Source organism: Ralstonia sp. RRA, assembly GCF_037023145.1.
Classification (GTDB): domain Bacteria; phylum Pseudomonadota; class Gammaproteobacteria; order Burkholderiales; family Burkholderiaceae; genus Ralstonia.
The window spans coordinates 1,553,649-1,569,633 of record NZ_CP146092.1 but is presented as its reverse complement, the minus strand read 5'-3'; the positions used below and the strand labels follow the sequence as shown (position 1 = coordinate 1,569,633).

The 15,985-nt window shown below is 63.8% G+C and carries 14 protein-coding genes; 6 read left to right on the top strand and 8 right to left on the bottom strand.

Annotated features, from left to right (window positions below):
* Window positions 1–68: 68 nt before the first annotated feature.
* The 4 genes from V6657_RS25055 to V6657_RS25040 form a co-directional block, all read right to left on the bottom strand.
* The gene (locus V6657_RS25055) at window positions 69–1,199 is read right to left on the bottom strand and encodes a porin (protein ID WP_048932045.1); all 1,131 of its coding nucleotides are present in this window, start codon (window positions 1,197–1,199) and stop codon (window positions 69–71) included.
* 267 nt (window positions 1,200–1,466) lie between these two features.
* Entirely contained in the window at window positions 1,467–2,405 is a 939-nt protein-coding gene (locus V6657_RS25050) for an MBL fold metallo-hydrolase (protein ID WP_137884576.1), read from the bottom strand.
* Window positions 2,406–2,436: 31 nt separating this feature from the next.
* Window positions 2,437–3,384, bottom strand: a complete 948-nt coding sequence (locus tag V6657_RS25045; RefSeq protein ID WP_048932044.1) for a quinoprotein relay system zinc metallohydrolase 1 — start codon at window positions 3,382–3,384, stop codon at window positions 2,437–2,439.
* Window positions 3,381–4,154, bottom strand: a complete 774-nt coding sequence (locus tag V6657_RS25040; RefSeq protein ID WP_048932043.1) for a quinoprotein dehydrogenase-associated SoxYZ-like carrier — start codon at window positions 4,152–4,154, stop codon at window positions 3,381–3,383. The genes V6657_RS25045 and V6657_RS25040 overlap by 4 nt, the downstream gene beginning before the upstream one ends.
* Before the next feature lie 285 nt (window positions 4,155–4,439).
* On the opposite strand from V6657_RS25040, the gene V6657_RS25035 reads away from it, so the two are divergent.
* From V6657_RS25035 to V6657_RS25010, 6 genes are all read left to right on the top strand, one after another.
* On the top strand, window positions 4,440–5,960 hold the full coding sequence (locus tag V6657_RS25035) for an aldehyde dehydrogenase family protein (RefSeq protein WP_048932042.1): 1,521 nt from the start codon (window positions 4,440–4,442) through the stop codon (window positions 5,958–5,960).
* Between the two features lie 265 nt (window positions 5,961–6,225).
* Window positions 6,226–8,826, top strand: coding sequence for a TonB-dependent receptor (locus tag V6657_RS25030; protein WP_048932041.1), 2,601 nt, complete (start codon window positions 6,226–6,228; stop codon window positions 8,824–8,826).
* Between the two features lie 21 nt (window positions 8,827–8,847).
* Window positions 8,848–9,912 carry a beta-propeller fold lactonase family protein gene (locus V6657_RS25025; protein ID WP_048932040.1) on the top strand — a complete coding sequence of 355 codons (1,065 nt, stop codon included), beginning with the start codon at window positions 8,848–8,850 and terminating at the stop codon, window positions 9,910–9,912.
* Window positions 9,899–10,486 carry a cytochrome b gene (locus V6657_RS25020; protein ID WP_048932039.1) on the top strand — a complete coding sequence of 196 codons (588 nt, stop codon included), beginning with the start codon at window positions 9,899–9,901 and terminating at the stop codon, window positions 10,484–10,486. Before V6657_RS25025 ends, V6657_RS25020 begins: the two co-directional genes overlap by 14 nt.
* A 219-nt stretch (window positions 10,487–10,705) precedes the next feature.
* On the top strand, window positions 10,706–12,460 hold the full coding sequence (locus V6657_RS25015; protein ID WP_048932038.1) for a PQQ-dependent methanol/ethanol family dehydrogenase: 1,755 nt from the start codon (window positions 10,706–10,708) through the stop codon (window positions 12,458–12,460).
* Window positions 12,461–12,539: 79 nt separating this feature from the next.
* Complete coding sequence (locus tag V6657_RS25010) at window positions 12,540–12,872, top strand: c-type cytochrome (RefSeq protein WP_048932037.1); 333 nt, start codon at window positions 12,540–12,542, stop codon at window positions 12,870–12,872.
* A gap of 63 nt (window positions 12,873–12,935) precedes the next feature.
* Here V6657_RS25010 and pqqE read toward each other — a convergent pair whose 3' ends face one another.
* The 4 genes from pqqE to pqqB are packed head-to-tail and all read right to left on the bottom strand — an operon-like array spanning window position 12,936 to window position 15,969.
* A complete protein-coding gene (pqqE, locus tag V6657_RS25005; protein WP_048932036.1) occupies window positions 12,936–14,120 on the bottom strand; it encodes a pyrroloquinoline quinone biosynthesis protein PqqE in 1,185 nt (394 codons plus the stop codon).
* Window positions 14,092–14,364, bottom strand: a complete 273-nt coding sequence (pqqD, locus tag V6657_RS25000; protein ID WP_048932035.1) for a pyrroloquinoline quinone biosynthesis peptide chaperone PqqD — start codon at window positions 14,362–14,364, stop codon at window positions 14,092–14,094. The genes pqqE and pqqD overlap by 29 nt, the downstream gene beginning before the upstream one ends.
* On the bottom strand, window positions 14,345–15,055 hold the full coding sequence (gene pqqC / locus V6657_RS24995) for a pyrroloquinoline-quinone synthase PqqC (RefSeq protein WP_048932034.1): 711 nt from the start codon (window positions 15,053–15,055) through the stop codon (window positions 14,345–14,347). Before pqqC ends, pqqD begins: the two co-directional genes overlap by 20 nt.
* Entirely contained in the window at window positions 15,052–15,969 is a 918-nt protein-coding gene (gene pqqB / locus V6657_RS24990) for a pyrroloquinoline quinone biosynthesis protein PqqB (RefSeq protein WP_048932033.1), read from the bottom strand. Before pqqB ends, pqqC begins: the two co-directional genes overlap by 4 nt.
* Window positions 15,970–15,985: the final 16 nt, after the last annotated feature.

Genomic DNA, 15,985 nt, shown 5'->3' with positions numbered 1-15,985 from the left:
CTTCTTCAGGCAAGGTCATTCCTGACCCGCTCATCCGCCACGGAAGGAGGGGGCTTGCGCTCAACGGATCAGAATGCGTGCTTCAGGCCAACCCCAGCCAGCACCGTTTTCGCACCGGGGGCGGTGCCGCCGGCAACAATCGACGTTTTGATGCTTTCGAGCGGATCCGCCGTGCCCACGGCACCGGCGTCCACGTAGACCAACTGCACATACAGCGTGGTGCGCTTGGAGAACGCGTAGTCGTTGCTCAGCACGACCGATTTGGTGGAACTGTCGTGCGTGCTGCTTTCGTATTTGCTGTAGTAGCCGGCCAGTGTGGCGGTATTGGCGGCGCTCCACTTGTAATCAAGCCCCACGCCGAGCGATTTGACCTCGGACACGCGTCCACCGGTGGGCGCATTGTTGGTGACGCCGATGTAGTTCACCCTGCCTGTGAAGACGTCGAACGGCACCGCTACGCCCGCGCTCCACAGCCGGCTCAGTGTTTGGCCGGTGCCGCTGTCCGACGTGGACTGATAGCCGAGGCCGATCGTCACCGGGCCCGTATAGGTCGCCCCCAGCGAGAGCTCATTGCCGCGCTTGAAGCTGCCTGCCGTCTCACCCAGCGAATACGCGACACCCAGCCACACGGGGCCGAAGTTGTTGGCGTACTGTACGGCGTTGCCGATGAACACGCCCACATCGTTGCCGGGGTTTGTGCCAGCGCCCATTGCGTTGCCAGGCGCGGGGAGCTGGTTGTAGGCCCAGCCGTACAGGTTCGAAAACTGCTCCTTGAAGCCGCGTGCTTCGGTGCCGATCGTACCGATGAGTGCCGGGCTGTACTGGCGACCCAGCGTAATCGCGCCCCAGTTGCCGCTGAGGCCGACGTTCGCCTGACGGCGGAAGAGCTCTGAACTGAAGCCGGGGCCGGTGGTGAGCGTGCCGGTATCGCTGCTGAAATGGCCTTCGAGGTTGAAGCTGGCCTTCAGGCCACTGCCCAGGTCTTCCACGCCCTTGAGGCCCCAGATGCTTGGGCTGATGCCGCCCGAATGCAACTCAGTGATGCTGCCGCCGGCTGCGCTCCGGTTCTGGTATTGCAAGCCGGCGTCGACCGTACCGTAGATCGTGACGGACGATTGCGCGATAGCGCTACCCGCTGCGCTGCCGAGGGCGGTTGCAAGGGCCGCCAGGGCGCATTGTCGAAAGCGTGTGTTCTGCATGTTGTCTCCGTATTGTCTTTGTCTGATGCGTCTAAGGATTCGGCTCGGACGCATTGGGATGGGCGCCAATTGCGCGAAGCGCGCTCAACGCCGGCGGGGGCTTTTGCAATACGCGTACCAAGGCGCATGCGGCCGTTCGCGGCGCATTGCAAGCGGGTGGGCAACGTTTGCGGGTGCTGAGAGCTGGATGGGTGCTGTGGCGTGGCGGGACAGTCGGCGCAACACCTGTGCTGCGTCTGTTCAGCAATGGAGCAGCGCGCAACGCTGTCAGGTTGACGGCGCGTTTTGCATCCAGCGGTCTTCCAACTCGCGCCAGGCACGCGCCACGTTGAATGCGTGTCGAGGATGAAAGTGGCGCCAGTCGCGATAGCCATCGCCCGGCACGTAGTCGAGCGCGCGGGCTGCGTCTGCGCCGGACTCGATGGCCTGGGTGATCGCGCCATCCAGCATGTCGAGATAGGACAGCGTGGGCTGGAGCATCTGCGCCGGGGTGCCGATGGCGGTGCCGACGACGATGCCGGCGGGCAGTGGGATCAACGCACGCAATGCGTGTTGCCATCCCCCCAGCGAGCCTTCCTGCAGGTCCGGAATGCGCTGCCGATAGGCCAGGCCGCCCACGCAGAGCACGCGCCGCTGCGGGGCGTACAGCACCGTGTCTGATGCGCTGTGCGCGGCTGCATAGACGTGCACCTGCCACGCTGTCTTGCCGGTGTGCAGCCAATCGCCATCGCGCAGTGCGGGCTCGGGAATCACGATCTGCGTCTCACGCATGACGCGCTCGCCCAGCATGGCGGTCAACCTGGCCAGACAGGTCTCACAGCGCTGCCGCATCAGGCTGGCGGTGGCAGCCGACGCAAGAAAGGCGGGGCGCGGCTGCAGTTGCGCGAAGACTGCGTTGGCCAGCACGTGCTCGGGATGCGCGTGCGTGTTGACCACCCAGCGGATGGGCTCCGCGGTGATGTGCCGGATGGCGGCAATCAATCGATCGCCCCATCGCGCATGGGGGCCGGGGTCGACCACCAGCACGCCGTTGCCCGTGACGTGCACCAGCGTCGGTACGACTTCTCCGGCGTTGGCGCCTGAGGCTTCGGCGTTGTCGGCGCGTGCGGCGTACAGGCCGTCCTGCAGGCGCAGCAGCGTGACGCGTGCGGGCGCTGCAACGGCATTCGGCGTCGGGTGGATCAGGGTTGCGAGCATCATGCGCATCCAGCGTCGCCGGGCAGGGTCTGGCGCCATGTCAGGGCGCCAGCGCGGCGTTCTCATAGCGTGGATAGAAGCGGGTGACGTTACGCACGTACTCCGCGGGCACGCCGCCCCACTGCGCATAGGGCGCGTCCACCGGCATCGTGATGACCTCGGCCAGATCGCGCCCCTCCTGCGCCGCATGCCGCATGCGTGCATCCAACCAGCGCAGGTACTGGCGCGTCTGTGCGATGGCGTCTGCCTGACTGAGTGCCGGGCCGTGGCTGGGGATCAGGATGCGCGCGCCGCTCTCGGCAACGATCTTCTGCAGCTGATCGAGACTTGCCAGCCAATGCGGAATGTTGGCGTGCGGCGTGGTGGGAATCCGATCACGGAACGCCAGGCCACCGGCGAAGACCACACCGCTCGTCCGGTCCACCAGGACGAGGTCATCGTCGGTATGCCCTTCGAGCCGGATGAGGTCGATGCGGTGGCGGCCCAGGGTGCGCTCACCTGGCGTCAACGGCTGGCTGGGCGGCGTCGATACCGTGTTCCGCATCCAGTCGCCACAGAGGCGGTAGAGGTTGTCCGCATAGGCTTCGCCCTCGCGTTGTGCGCCGGCGATCGTGCCTGGCAGCGCCTGCGCGCCGACATCCGCATAGGCCTGGTTGCCGAAGAAGTAGTCGGGGTGCAGGTTCAGGTTGAACACCCAGCGCACGGGGGCGGATGTGACCTGGCGGATGGCCTGCCGCTGCTGCTCGCCGTATAGCACGGACGGCCCCGTATTGATGACGAGCACGCCGTCGCCGGTATCGATGAAGCCGGTGTTGATGATGTTGCAGCCGTTGCGTGCGGAAAAATCCGCGTTGGCACCTTCGAGCACCCAGATGTCGGGTGCCACGGCGCGCGGCACGAGGCGGTAATCAAGGCCTTGGGCGTGTGCGATGGACGCGAGCATCGCGAGACACAGCAGGATGCCCAACCGTTGGGTCAGCCAGCTCATCGTGTCACCTGTGCGCGGATGCGGTTGCCATTGTTGTCGACGCCGGCCACGCTGATGCCGTGCTCAACGGGGCCATCCAGATCGAACGAGAAGATCGGGTTCTCCGCCACCGGTTCGTACAGCGCCAGCCGAAGCATGGGCTGGCGCCGTGCATCGAGCAGGTCGAGTTGTTCGATATGGAAGGCGGGAATGCCTGCCACCAACCCCGTGTCCATCGGATGCATCACGCGCAGGCGGATGCGGCTGCCCGCGCCGTTGAAGTCCGGAAACACGCGCGACTCGACCTGGTTCAGCGTGGTGCTCCAGGTGGCGTCTTTGCGGGTGGCGCCGGGCAGTGTGCAGCCGCCGCCGGTGGCGTCCACCACGAAGGTGCCGACATGCCAGACGCCATCCTGCGTGCGTGCCGCTACGCGCACCGGTGATGCCTCCTGCAGCTTGAACCGGAACGACAGCGCCGGGCGCAAGCGCATCGGCTCGAACTCCAGCACCTTGCGGATCGGGTTGCGATCCACGACGACGACAACGCGTTCGACCTTGCCAAGCGCAGATGCGTCAAACGCAATGGGCACCTGCATCGGATCTTCCGCAAACGCGGGCCCGGTGATCTTGATGCGGTTGTCGAACGTGGCCCGCGCGGCGCCGAACATCTGCTGATGAATCATTGGCCAGAGCGGTGAGCCTGCAGGGTCGGTGTTCGTATCAGCCCGTACCGGCCAGGACTGACACACAAGGAGCAGCGCGGCGGCGATAAGGAGTGGAGCCGTTCTCATCGTTTGCCTTGAGGGTTCGGATGAACGGCTGGGATTGCGAAAGTCATGCCATGCGCCCTGGGTGCGCACATGCGGCTGCATTGGGTGTTCAGGCGATGGGGCGTTGAGCTTTGCAACACCCGGTGTTCCATTCTGGAGCAGTCGGGTGGACAAACGAGTAAGAACCCCCGATTCCGGAGAGGCGAAACATCTGTCGCAGGGCATGGCCCGGGTTTTGCAGATGACGGGCAGACACAGCGCAAACCACGACGCTGACGTCATCACGCAAACATCAGGAGACAACCCATGCGTTACGCTCACCCCGGCACTCCCGGCGCCATCGTTTCGTTCAAGTCGCGCTACGGCAACTTCATCGGCGGCGAATTTGTTGCGCCGGTCAAGGGCCAGTACTTCACCAACACCACCCCGGTGACGGGCGAGACGATTGCCGAGTTCCCTCGCTCGACCGCTGAAGACATCAACCTCGCGCTCGACGCCGCGCATGCTGCGGCCGATGCCTGGGGCCGCACCTCGGTGCAGGACCGCTCACTGATCCTGCTGAAGATTGCCGACCGCATCGAGCAGAACCTCGAGCTGCTGGCTGTGACCGAGACGTGGGACAACGGCAAGCCCGTGCGCGAAACGCTGAACGCCGATATCCCGCTGGCGGCCGATCACTTCCGCTACTTCGCCGGTTGCATCCGCGCGCAGGAAGGCTCGGCGGCGGAGATCAACGAATTCACCGTGGCGTACCACATCCACGAGCCGCTGGGCGTGGTCGGTCAGATCATCCCGTGGAACTTCCCGCTGCTGATGGCCGCCTGGAAGCTGGCACCCGCGCTGGCCGCCGGCAACTGCGTCGTGCTCAAGCCGGCTGAGCAGACACCGCTGGGCATTTGCGTGCTGCTGGAAATCATCGGCGACCTGCTGCCGGCCGGCGTGCTGAACGTTGTGCACGGCTACGGCAAGGAAGCTGGCGAGGCACTGGCCACCAGCAAGCGCATCGCCAAGATCGCCTTCACGGGGTCGACGCCGGTGGGCTCGCACATCATGAAGTGCGCAGCCGACAACATCATCCCGTCGACGGTGGAACTGGGCGGCAAATCGCCCAACATCTACTTCGAAGACATCATGCAGGCCGAGCCGAGCTTCATCGAGAAAGCCGCTGAAGGTCTGGTGCTGGGCTTCTTCAACCAGGGCGAAGTGTGCACGTGCCCGTCGCGCGCGCTGGTGCAGGAATCGATCTACAGCCGCTTCATGGATGCCGTGATGACCAAGGTGGCCGCCATCAAACGCGGCGACCCGCTGGACACCGACACCATGGTCGGCGCACAGGCCTCGGAGCAGCAGTTCTACAAGATCCGCAGCTACCTGGAAATCGCGCAGGAAGAAGGCGCCGAATGCCTGGTCGGCGGCGATGTGGAAGTGCTGCCCGGCAATCTGGCCAAGGGCTACTACATCAAGCCGACGCTGCTCAAGGGCGACAACAGCATGCGCGTGTTCCAGGAAGAGATCTTCGGCCCGGTGATTGCCGTGACGACTTTCAAGGACGAAGCGCAAGCCGTGCAGATCGCCAACGATACGGAGTTCGGCCTGGGTGCCGGCCTGTGGACGCGCGACATCAACCGCGCCTACCGCGTGGGCCGCGCCATCAAGGCGGGGCGTGTGTGGACGAACTGCTACCACCTGTATCCGGCGCACGCGGCCTTCGGTGGCTACAAGAAGTCGGGCGTGGGCCGCGAGACCCACAAGATGATGCTCGACCACTACCAGCAGACCAAGAACCTGCTGGTGAGCTACGACACCAAGCCGCTGGGCTTCTTCTGATGGTGTAGCAGGACAGCTGGCGCGCGGTCATCGACACCCGTGCGCCAGCTGCTGACCTGCGAGGCAAAGACCTCGCAGGCAAATACAAGAGAAGAGGAGACATGGCCATGCGCCAATCACACATGCTGTCGCGTGACGGCAGGTGTCTACCCGTTGCCATTGATTCCTGATCGGGAATCGCCATCGCCACGCCTTTCTTTTCCTTTGGGATGCCCCGCTTGCACACCCAGGGCACGGCGAGAGAGAAAAACCAGGGAGACACGCCGTGCATTCAAGCACTCGCCATCTGTGCCAAGCCGCACCCCGCGCAAGCGGCGTGGTGTTGGCGCTCGCCGCTGCCGGGCTGCATTCGCCGGCATTGGCTGAGGACCAGATCATCGCTGTGGCATTGCCCACGGCCCAGGTCATCGGGTCGACCCCGATCGATAGCATCGGCGTGCCGCTATCCCAGTTTCCGGCCAATGCGCAGCGCGTGAGCGCAAAGGATGTGCGCGAGCAGCGCAGTTCGAACCTGGCTGACCTGCTGAACGACAACCTCGGTCAGGTCAGCGTCAGCAACGGCTCGGGCAACCCGTACCAGAACGACATCAACTACCGTGGGTTCCAGGTGTCTTCGCTGCTGGGCGTGCCGATCGGAGTATCGGTCTACTTTGACGGTGTGCGGATGAACGAGCCGTTCGGTTCGATCGTGAACTGGGATCTCATTCCTATGAACGCGATGTCCAGCGTCAACATCCTGCCGGGCTCTAACCCGATGTTCGGGCTCAACACCCTGGGCGGGGCCCTCGTCGTCAATACGAAGAATGGAAAGGACTACCCTGGAACGTCGATCGACGTGCTTGGCGGATCGTTCGGCCGGAAGGCGGTGAGCTTCGAGACCGGCGGTGTTGACGAGGCGCACAACCTCGACTATTTCGCGGCCGGCAACTTCGATAAGCAGGATGGCTTTCGTGACCACTCCGGTTCGGAGGTCAAGCAACTGTTCGGCAAGGTACGGTGGCGCGGCAACGAAGGCGCGACCCAACTGGAGCTGTCTGCGGCGCTGGCGGATTCATCGCTGAGCGGTACGCAGTCGCTGCCGGCGGACATGATGTCGAACCGCAGTGCCGCCTATACCTGGCCGGACACCATCTCGAACCGGATGGCGCTGCTGAACCTGAAAGGCAGCCATTGGCTGAACGACAACAATCAGCTTGCCGGCAGCATCTACTATCGCAAAGCCAACCTGCACAACGTCAACAGCAACGCGCAGCTGGACGACGGCTGCTTCAACGACGATGGCTCGCTGGCAACGACCACGGCGGGCGGCATTACCAACTACAAGTGCGCGAACAAGGCGCCGAACGGTACGGCCGTGAACTCCGTGACCGGCGCCAAAGCGCTGGCGCTGGGCTATGGCCGCTGGACCAGTTCCATCAATACCAGCCTCGTCGATTCCGCCACGCATGAAGACACGGTGGGCTCGTCCCTCCAGTGGTCGAATTTCGACAACCTGGCAGGGCACAAGAACGCGTTCACGCTGGGCGGCGCGTTTGACCATTCGCGCATTACCTATGACCAGACCACCTACCTGGCCCGGTTGATCAACTACCAGACGGTGGTGATCCCCAATCAGGAATACGGCTTCACCGCCAATGGGTTGGCACCGTCTGCATCGAACCCCGCGTCGTTTACTGGCAGCAACGTCATCGGGGCGGTGAACCTGGCGTCCAACGTCAACAACTTCAGCGCGTACTTCACCGACACGTTCAGCGTGACGGAAAAGCTGAGCGTGACCGCGTCCGGCAGCTTCAACTACACGGCGCTCAACCAGGGCGGTGCAAACCGCAAATTCCTGAACGAAGACGGCGGCTACACCTGGACGGACAGCATATCGGGCACTTCGTATTACAACCCCGACTACCTGGGTGCTTATCGGTATGCGAACTCGGGGTCGGGTGTCGCATCCAGCCCGAATGGCGTTCCGGCGGGGGCGGTGGCCGGGCCAGAAACGAACAGCCTTGCCGGTTCACACCACTACCAGCGGTTCAACCCTGCGCTGGGGTTCAACTACGACCTCGGCAAAGGTCAGGGCATCTTCGGCAGCTACAGCGAATCGATGCGGGCCCCCACCTCGATTGAGCTCTCGTGCGCCGATCCAAACAGCCCGTGTTCGCTGCCCACCGGCTTCAATGGCGACCCTGACCTGAAGGCCGTGGTGGCCAAAACCATCGAGTTCGGCGGGCGCGGAAAGGTGGGCAAGTCCACCTACTGGAGTGCGTCGGTCTACGACTCGCGGTTGAGCAACGACATCCAGTTCATTGCCACGTCGAACACGTACGGCTACTTCGCCAACGTTGGCAAGACGGAGCGGCGTGGTTTCGAGGTGGGCGCGAGCACGCAGATCGACAAGTTGAGCCTGTCGGCCAACTTTGGCTATGTCGATGCGATCTACAAATCGGCATTCACCACGGCCAGCGGGCAGAACGTGGTCAGCGGCAACAAGATTCCCGGCATTCCCGCTAAGACGCTCAAGCTGGCGGCGTCGTACGCATTCAGCCCGAGCCTGTCGGTGGGCGGGAACGTGATCCTGGTCAGCAAGCAGATCGCGCACGGCAACGAAAGCAATGCCGACCCGAACGGTGTCGTGGCCGGATACGGTCTCGTCAACCTGAACTTGCACTACAAGCCGACAAAGAACCTCGAGATTTCGGCGTACATCAACAACCTGTTCAACAAGCGCTACTCCACGTACGGCCTGTCGGGCACCACGAGCATCTACACGCTCGCGACGCAGCAGTTCATGACGCCGGCGCCGCCGCGTGCGATCTGGATTGGCTTGACCTACTCGTTTGGCGGCAAGGCTTCCAGCCCGGACAAGGACTGAACTCATTGAAGAAGACACATCATGAATGCACTCACGTACACCGCTCAGATAGCCACGTTGATCTGCGCAGGCTTGCTGTCCACCTTCCAGGCAGTCGCAGAGGTGCCCGAGCCGGTCGCCTATGTCACGAATCAAGGGGGCGGCGTGACCGTGCTGAATGCCCGCACACTCAAGCCGCTTGCCGAGATTGCGGTGGGTAAGGACCCACGCGGGCTGGCCGTGACGTCCGATGGCCGCTGGCTGCTGACGGCCAACCAGGGCAGCGCGGATGTGTCGGTGGTGGATACCGGCACGCGCAAGGAAATCAAACGCATCGCGGTCGGCAGGAATGTCGAGTTCATGCGCATCTCGCCGGATGGCCGCCGGGCGTTCGTCACGTACGAGCCGTCGTCCGAAGGTGGGCCGCCGGGCAAGAACCCGCCCACCGAGAAGCAGGACAAGGACGACGCCCCCGCCGAAGTGGCCATCATCGATCTCAGCCAATGGGCGGTCGTCGGCCGCATCAAGGCGGCTCGCGAGACGGAGGCCATCGAGTTCTCGCCAAGTGGCAAGTTGCTGCTGGTGGCCAACGAAGGCGACAACACGGTCGGCGTCTATGACCTGCCCACGCTCAAGCAGGTTCGGTCGGTGGATGTCGCGCCGTTCGGCAATCGGCCGCGCGGCATCAAGATCGCGCCGGATGGAAAGACCTACGTCGTGACGCTGGAAAACTCGAACAACCTGTTGTTGCTCGATGCCGGCTTCAAGCCGATCAAGGCCGTGCCGACCGGGCAGGGCCCTTATGGTGTGGCGTTCGATCGCGAGGGCCGATACCTCTGGGTGGCGGCCAGCCGTGCGGATCAGCTGCAGGTGTTCGATGCGCGCACCTTTGCGCCGGTGGCCGCCATTCCGGTCGGCAAACGCTGCTGGCACTTCAGCTTCACGCCCGATGCACAGAGACTTCTGCTGGCTTGCGGCCGGTCGAACAGCGTGCAGGTGATCGACCCGCACAAGCGCGAGGTCGTCGATACGCTCCCGGGCTACAAGCTGCCGTGGGGCGTGGTGACCTATCCAACCGCAGTGGGAAGCCTTGATGCGCCGCACTAACCGCCCTGCGGGCACGCTGATGCGAGGCGCTGCCACAACCTATACGGGCATCCAGATCGCATTGCATTGGGCGAGCGCCTTGCTGCTGTTCGCGCTGTTTCCACTGGGCTACTACATGACCAGCCTGGCGAAGGGCGCCCCTGGAAAAGCGGCGTTGGTGAATCTGCATAAATCGCTCGGGCTGACGGCCGCACTGGTGATTGCGTGGCGCGTGATCGTACGAATGCGCCAGTCCACACCGCCGGCAATTCCGGGCCTGCATTGCTGGGAGACGGAGCTGGCGCGCATCACCCATCGCCTGCTCTACATGTGCATGGTCGTGATGCCGCTTTCGGGCTACCTGGGCTCGTCGTTCAACCAGTACGGAACACGCTTCTGGGGTGTGCCGCTGCCGCGCTGGGGTTGGGTGGACAACGCACTGCAGCACCTGTTCACCACGCTGCATGGCATGACCGCCTATCTGCTGCTCGGTTTGGTTGTGTTCCACGTCGCCGGGGTGATCAAGCATCAATGGTTCGATGCGCAGCGCTGCGTGCAACGCATGTTGCCTGGCCAGGGCGGGCACACCCTGTAGGCCGAGGTATCGATGAAGAACCCTGGTTCGGTTGCGCTGTTCCATTTCGCAACAGAACACACGATGTGTTCCGGTATGGCACGCACCGTGGCGTTCCGCCCCGTGTGAAATCGCAGTTTCACGGCGTTTTCCGATGGCACGGGATTTGCCCTGGGTCCCTCCGGTGTGACATCACACTGCCAGACCCGGACCATAAAGACAGAGGTAGAGGAGATAAGAATGAGGACACTACGAGTGATTGCACTTGCAGCTGCGATGGCGGCTGCGAGTGTTGCCGCACACGCGGCAACGCCCCCCGTCACCGACGCCATGATCGAGAACGACGGCAAATCGTCGGGCGACGTGCTGACCTGGGGCATGGGCACGCAAGGGCAGCGCTTTTCGACGCTCACCAAGATCAACACGAAGAACGTCAGCCAGCTCGTACCGGCATGGTCGTTCTCGTTTGGCGGTGAGAAGCAGCGCGGGCAGGAAGCCCAGCCGCTGATCTACAACGGCAAGATGTTCGTGACGGCGTCGTACTCGCGCATCTACGCGATTGACCTGAAGACCGGCAAGAAGCTGTGGAAGTACGAGCAGCGCCTGCCGGACGGCATCATGCCCTGCTGCGATGTCGTCAACCGTGGCGCGGCGCTGTATGACAACCTGGTCATCTTCTCCACGCTCGATGCGCAGCTGATCGCGCTCAACCAGGACACCGGCAAGATCGTCTGGAAAGAGAAGATCGACGACTACGCCGCAGGCTACTCAAGCACCGCCGCACCGCTGATCGTCAAGGGCATGGTGCTGACTGGTGTGTCGGGCGGCGAGTTCGGTGTGGTGGGCCGCGTGGAAGCGCGTGACGCCAAGACCGGCAATCTGATCTGGACGCGTCCGACTGTCGAAGGCCACATGGGCTACAAGTACGACAAGGACGGCAACAAGACCGAGAACGGCATGACCGGCACGCTCAACGCGAGCTGGCCCGGCGAGACGTGGAAGACCGGCGGCGCATCGACGTGGCTGGGCGGCACGTATGACGCACAGACCGGTCTGGCCTACTTCGGCACCGGCAACCCTGGCCCGTGGAACAGCCACCTCCGCAAGGGCGACAACCTGTATTCGTCGTCGACGCTGGCCATCGACCCGAACACCGGCAAGATCGTCTGGCACTACCAGAACACCCCGAACGACGGCTGGGATTTCGATGGCGTGAACGAGTTCGTGACGTTCGACATGGACGGCAAGCGCGTGGGCGGCAAGGCTGATCGCAACGGCTTCTTCTACGTGAACGATGCGAAGACCGGCAAGCTGCTGAACGCCTTCCCGTTTGTGAAGGTCAACTGGGCCACCAGCATCGACCTCAAGACCGGCCGCCCGAACTACGCACCGGACCACCGTCCGGGCGATCCGTCCGAGGCCACGGGCGAAGACAAGAAGGGCAAGTCGGTGTTTGCCGAGCCCGGCTTCCTGGGCGGCAAGAACCAGATGCCGATGGCGTACAGCCCGCAGACCGGCCTGTTCTACGTGCCGGCCAACGAATGGGGCATGGACATCTGGAACGAGCCGATCAGCTACAAGAAGGGCGCCGCCTACCTGGGTGCCGGCTTCACCATCAAGCCGCTCAATGAGGATTACATCGGGGCCCTGCGCGCGATCAACCCGAAGACCGGCAAGATCGAGTGGCAGATCAAGAACAACGCGCCGCTGTGGGGTGGGGTGATGACCACCGCCGGCGGCCTGGTGTTCTGGGGCACGCCTGAGGGCTACCTGAAGGCCGCCGATGCCAAGACCGGCAAGGAACTGTGGGAATTCCAGACCGGCAGCGGCATTGTCGCCCCGCCGGTCACCTGGGAAGACAACGGCGAGCAGTTCGTCGCCGTCGTGTCGGGCTGGGGTGGCGCAGTGCCGCTGTGGGGCGGTGAGGTGGCCAAGCGCGTGAACTTCCTGGAGCAGGGCGGTTCGGTCTGGGTGTTCAAGCTGCACAAGAACTAAGCGGGTCCGCGCTGTGCTGTGCGCTCCCAACAGTGCACAGCGCAGCGCGGCCGATTCACTGCGTCATGGAGTTGAGAACGTGATGATGCGCATTGGAGTTGTTTCGCTGTTGGCCCTTTCGTCAACAGCATTCTGCGCGACTGGCGCGCATGCCGCCCCCGATATGCAGGCCCTGGCTGACAAGAGCGGCTGCTTCTCGTGCCACAGCGTGCAGACCAAGATTGTCGGTCCCGCCTTCGTCGATGTGGCCGCGAAATACAAGGGCGATGCAGACGCGCCCGCCAAGTTGGCCAAGAAGGTACGCGAGGGTGGCAAGGGTGTGTGGGGCCGCATTCCGATGCCGCCGCACCCCAACCTCAATGAAGACGAGGCGAAGCAACTGGTGGCCTGGGTGCTGAGCGCAGGCTCTTGATTTTCTGCGTTGCTTGCGAAGGAAGAGGGCCGGCATTGTCCGGCCCTTCTTCATGGTTGTCTGCTATGACGGTGTGAGGTGGCGCGAATTGGCATCGGTCCGGAATACGATAGGCACTTCGCCGGTGCGGGTGTCGCGCATCTTCCCGAAGCCGTTCATTGCGGCCATCCGACCTTGCAGCACAACCTTCTGCAGCACGCCGTGGTCCGGCGAGCGGCCACATGCCGGGTCGGTGCGCGTGGCATCGCCCGTCAGCAGATAGGCCTGGCAGCGGCAGCCGCCGGCATCCTGCTCGCGCGATTCGCACGACTGGCAGGGCTCAGGCATCCAGTGCGTACCACGGAAGCGCTGGAAGGCATCGCTGGTTTGCCAGATCTCGCGCAGCGATTGGCTGAGGACGTTGGGCAACTCCAAGCCCGGCAGCATGCGCGCCGAGTGGCAAGGCAACGCCACCCCATCAGGCGCGATCCCCAGGAACGTCGTGCCCCAGCCGTTCATGCACTTCTTGGCGCGGTCTTCGAAATAATCCGGCACCACGTAGAGCAGTTGACAGCGTTTGCCGATGCGAGTGCGGTACTCGTTCACCACGGCTTCGGCGTCGCGCAGTTGCTCGAACGTCGGCATCAGCGCCAGGCGGTTCTCCCACGCCCAGCCGTAGTACTGCGTGTTGGCGAGTTCCAGGTATTCGGCGCCAATCTCCAGCGCCATGTCGATGATGGCGCCCACGTGCGGCAGGTTGTGCCGGTGCATCACGCAGTTCATCACCATCGGATAGCCGTGTGCCTTGATCAGATCGGCCACGCGGCGCTTGAGGTCGAAGGTGCGTGTGCTCGACAGAAAGTCGTTGAGTTCGCGTGTGGAATCCTGGAACGACAGCTGGATGTGGTCGAGCCCAGCGGCACGCAATGCGCCGAGCCGTTCATCGGTCAGGCCGACACCCGAGGTCACCAGATTGACGTAGAACCCGAGCTTGTGCGCGTGCGCGACCAGCGTTTCGAGGTCCTTGCGCATCAGTGGCTCGCCGCCGGACAGGCCAAGCTGCACGGCGCCCAGCGCCCGTGCTTGCGTGAAGACATCGCACCATTGCTCGGTGGTGAGTTCCCGATCGTGTTGCATGTAATCGACCGGATTCGAGCAGAACGGACAATGCAGCGGGCAGCGATAAGTCAGCTCGGCCAGCAGCCAGAGCGGCGGGCCCGGGAGCGGAGGGGAGGCGGCCTCAAACGAGCCAGCCGCGTTCGAATGCATGTTTGACAAAGGCGTGGACCTCCGGCGCGATGCCCTGCACGCCAAAAGCGGACTGCAGATCATCGATCAGCATGTCGAGGGTATGGGCGCCGTCGCAGCGCTGCAGGATCGCGGCGGCGCTGTCGTTGAGCGTGACCATGCCCTCGGGGTAGAGCAGCACCCAGCTCTGCTGCATGTCTTCCCACTGCAGCCGGAAGGTCCGGTGCAGCGTGGGGTGGCTGGGATCAGGCAGGGATGGCGTCATGAGCGTGGGCCTGTTGGATGGCATCGAGCATCGACCAGAGGATGTCGAGCTTGAACTGCAGGATGTCCAGCGCGCGCTGCTGTTGCTCGGGTGTGCGGAAGTAGTCGAGCGTCACGCGCAGGCCGTGTTCGACGTCGCGCGAGGCCAGCGGAATACGTGAGCGGAAATACGCCAGCCCTTCCGGCTGCACCCAGGGGTACTGCTCGGGCCAGCCGGCCAGCCGCTCCTTGTGGATGTCGGGTGCGAACATCTCCGTGAGCGAGGAGCAAACGGCCTCTTGCCACGGCGCGCGGCGCGCAAAGTTCACATACGCGTCCACCGCAAAGCGCACGCCGGGCAGCAGATGTTGGTGAGACCACAGCGCGTCACGCTTGAGCCCAACCGCTTCACCCAGACGCACCCAGCTCTCGATGCCGCCAGGCCGGCCGTCGTCGCCGTCGTGATCGTGAATGCGGACGATCCACTCGCGGCGCGTTTCGCGGTCGGGGCAGTTGGAAAGGATGGCCGCATCCTTGAGTGGGATGTTGACCTGGTAGTAGAAGCGGTTGGCAACCCAGGTGCGGATCTCCTCCGGCGTGCATTCCCCGGTACGCATGCGCAGGTTGAACGGGTGGTGGATGTGGTAGCCGGCCTGCTTCGCACGCAGGCGGGCTTCGAACTCGTTGGCGGTCCAGGCAACAGGGTGTGTCATAGCGCGATTTCCATGCCGTCGTAAGCCACCTCGATGCCGTGCGCTTCCAGCTCCCGGCGTTGCGGGGAGTCTTCGTCGAGGATCGGGTTGGTGTTGTTGATGTGAATGAGGATCTTGCGTGCGGCCGGCAACTGGTCGAGCGTCTCGATCATGCCGCCAGGGCCGGATTGCGCGAGGTGGCCCATGTCGGCCGCGGTCTTGGTGGAGAAGCCGAGGGCGAGCATCTCGTCGTCGCGCCAGCAGGTGCCATCGACCAGCACCACATCGGCCGCGCCCAGCTCGTCGAAGACGTGCGGCTCGATACGCGCGAGGCCCGGTGCATAGAAGGCGCGCCGGCCGCTCTTGCGATCGACAATGCGCAGGCCGATGTTGTCGCCCATGCGGTGGGCATTGCGGCTGGGCGAATAGGGCGGCGACTTGCTCTCCAGCGGGATCGCCGTCAGCGCCAGATCATCGAGCGGGGGAACCGAGAATGCCGTGCCGTCCAGCGAAAGCGTGTGGGTATCCAGCCCGCAGTAGTACGACAGCAGGTGTGTGAGCGGGAATGCGGTGGACAGATCGCTGAGCACTGCCGCGCTGGCATAGAGCGGCAACGCCTGCCGGTGCTCGCGCAGCATCAGCAAGCCGGTCACGTGGTCGATCTGTGCATCGATCAGCACCACGCCCGCGATGCCCGTATCGCGCGGCGTGCGCGCCGGTTGCAGCGCCGGTGAGGCGCGCAACTGCGCGAGGATGTCCGGCGAGGCATTCACCACGATCCAGTTGTGCTGGCCATCGCCCAGTGCGATGGAAGATTGCGTGCGCGGGGTGGCGCGCACGGTGCCGCGCCGTACGCCGTCGCAATTGCGGCAGTTGCAGTTCCACTGCGGGAAACCGCCGCCGGCGGCCGAGCCAAGAACTCTGAGTATCGTCATGATGCGAGCCCAACGT

Bases quoted from the DNA above. Each gene is read 5' to 3' on its own strand.
- V6657_RS25055 (WP_048932045.1), bottom strand. From the start codon at position 1,199: ATGCAGAACACACGCTTTCGACAATGCGCCCTGGCGGCCCTTGCAACC.
- V6657_RS25050 (WP_137884576.1), bottom strand. From the start codon at position 2,405: ATGCGCATGATGCTCGCAACCCTGATCCACCCGACGCCGAATGCCGTT.
- V6657_RS25045 (WP_048932044.1), bottom strand. From the start codon at position 3,384: ATGAGCTGGCTGACCCAACGGTTGGGCATCCTGCTGTGTCTCGCGATG.
- V6657_RS25040 (WP_048932043.1), bottom strand. From the start codon at position 4,154: ATGAGAACGGCTCCACTCCTTATCGCCGCCGCGCTGCTCCTTGTGTGT.
- V6657_RS25035 (WP_048932042.1), top strand. From the start codon at position 4,440: ATGCGTTACGCTCACCCCGGCACTCCCGGCGCCATCGTTTCGTTCAAG.
- V6657_RS25025 (WP_048932040.1), top strand. From the start codon at position 8,848: ATGAATGCACTCACGTACACCGCTCAGATAGCCACGTTGATCTGCGCA.
- V6657_RS25020 (WP_048932039.1), top strand. From the start codon at position 9,899: ATGCGCCGCACTAACCGCCCTGCGGGCACGCTGATGCGAGGCGCTGCC.
- V6657_RS25015 (WP_048932038.1), top strand. From the start codon at position 10,706: ATGAGGACACTACGAGTGATTGCACTTGCAGCTGCGATGGCGGCTGCG.
- pqqE (WP_048932036.1), bottom strand. From the start codon at position 14,120: ATGCATTCGAACGCGGCTGGCTCGTTTGAGGCCGCCTCCCCTCCGCTC.
- pqqD (WP_048932035.1), bottom strand. From the start codon at position 14,364: ATGACGCCATCCCTGCCTGATCCCAGCCACCCCACGCTGCACCGGACC.
- pqqC (WP_048932034.1), bottom strand. From the start codon at position 15,055: ATGACACACCCTGTTGCCTGGACCGCCAACGAGTTCGAAGCCCGCCTG.
- pqqB (WP_048932033.1), bottom strand. From the start codon at position 15,969: ATGACGATACTCAGAGTTCTTGGCTCGGCCGCCGGCGGCGGTTTCCCG.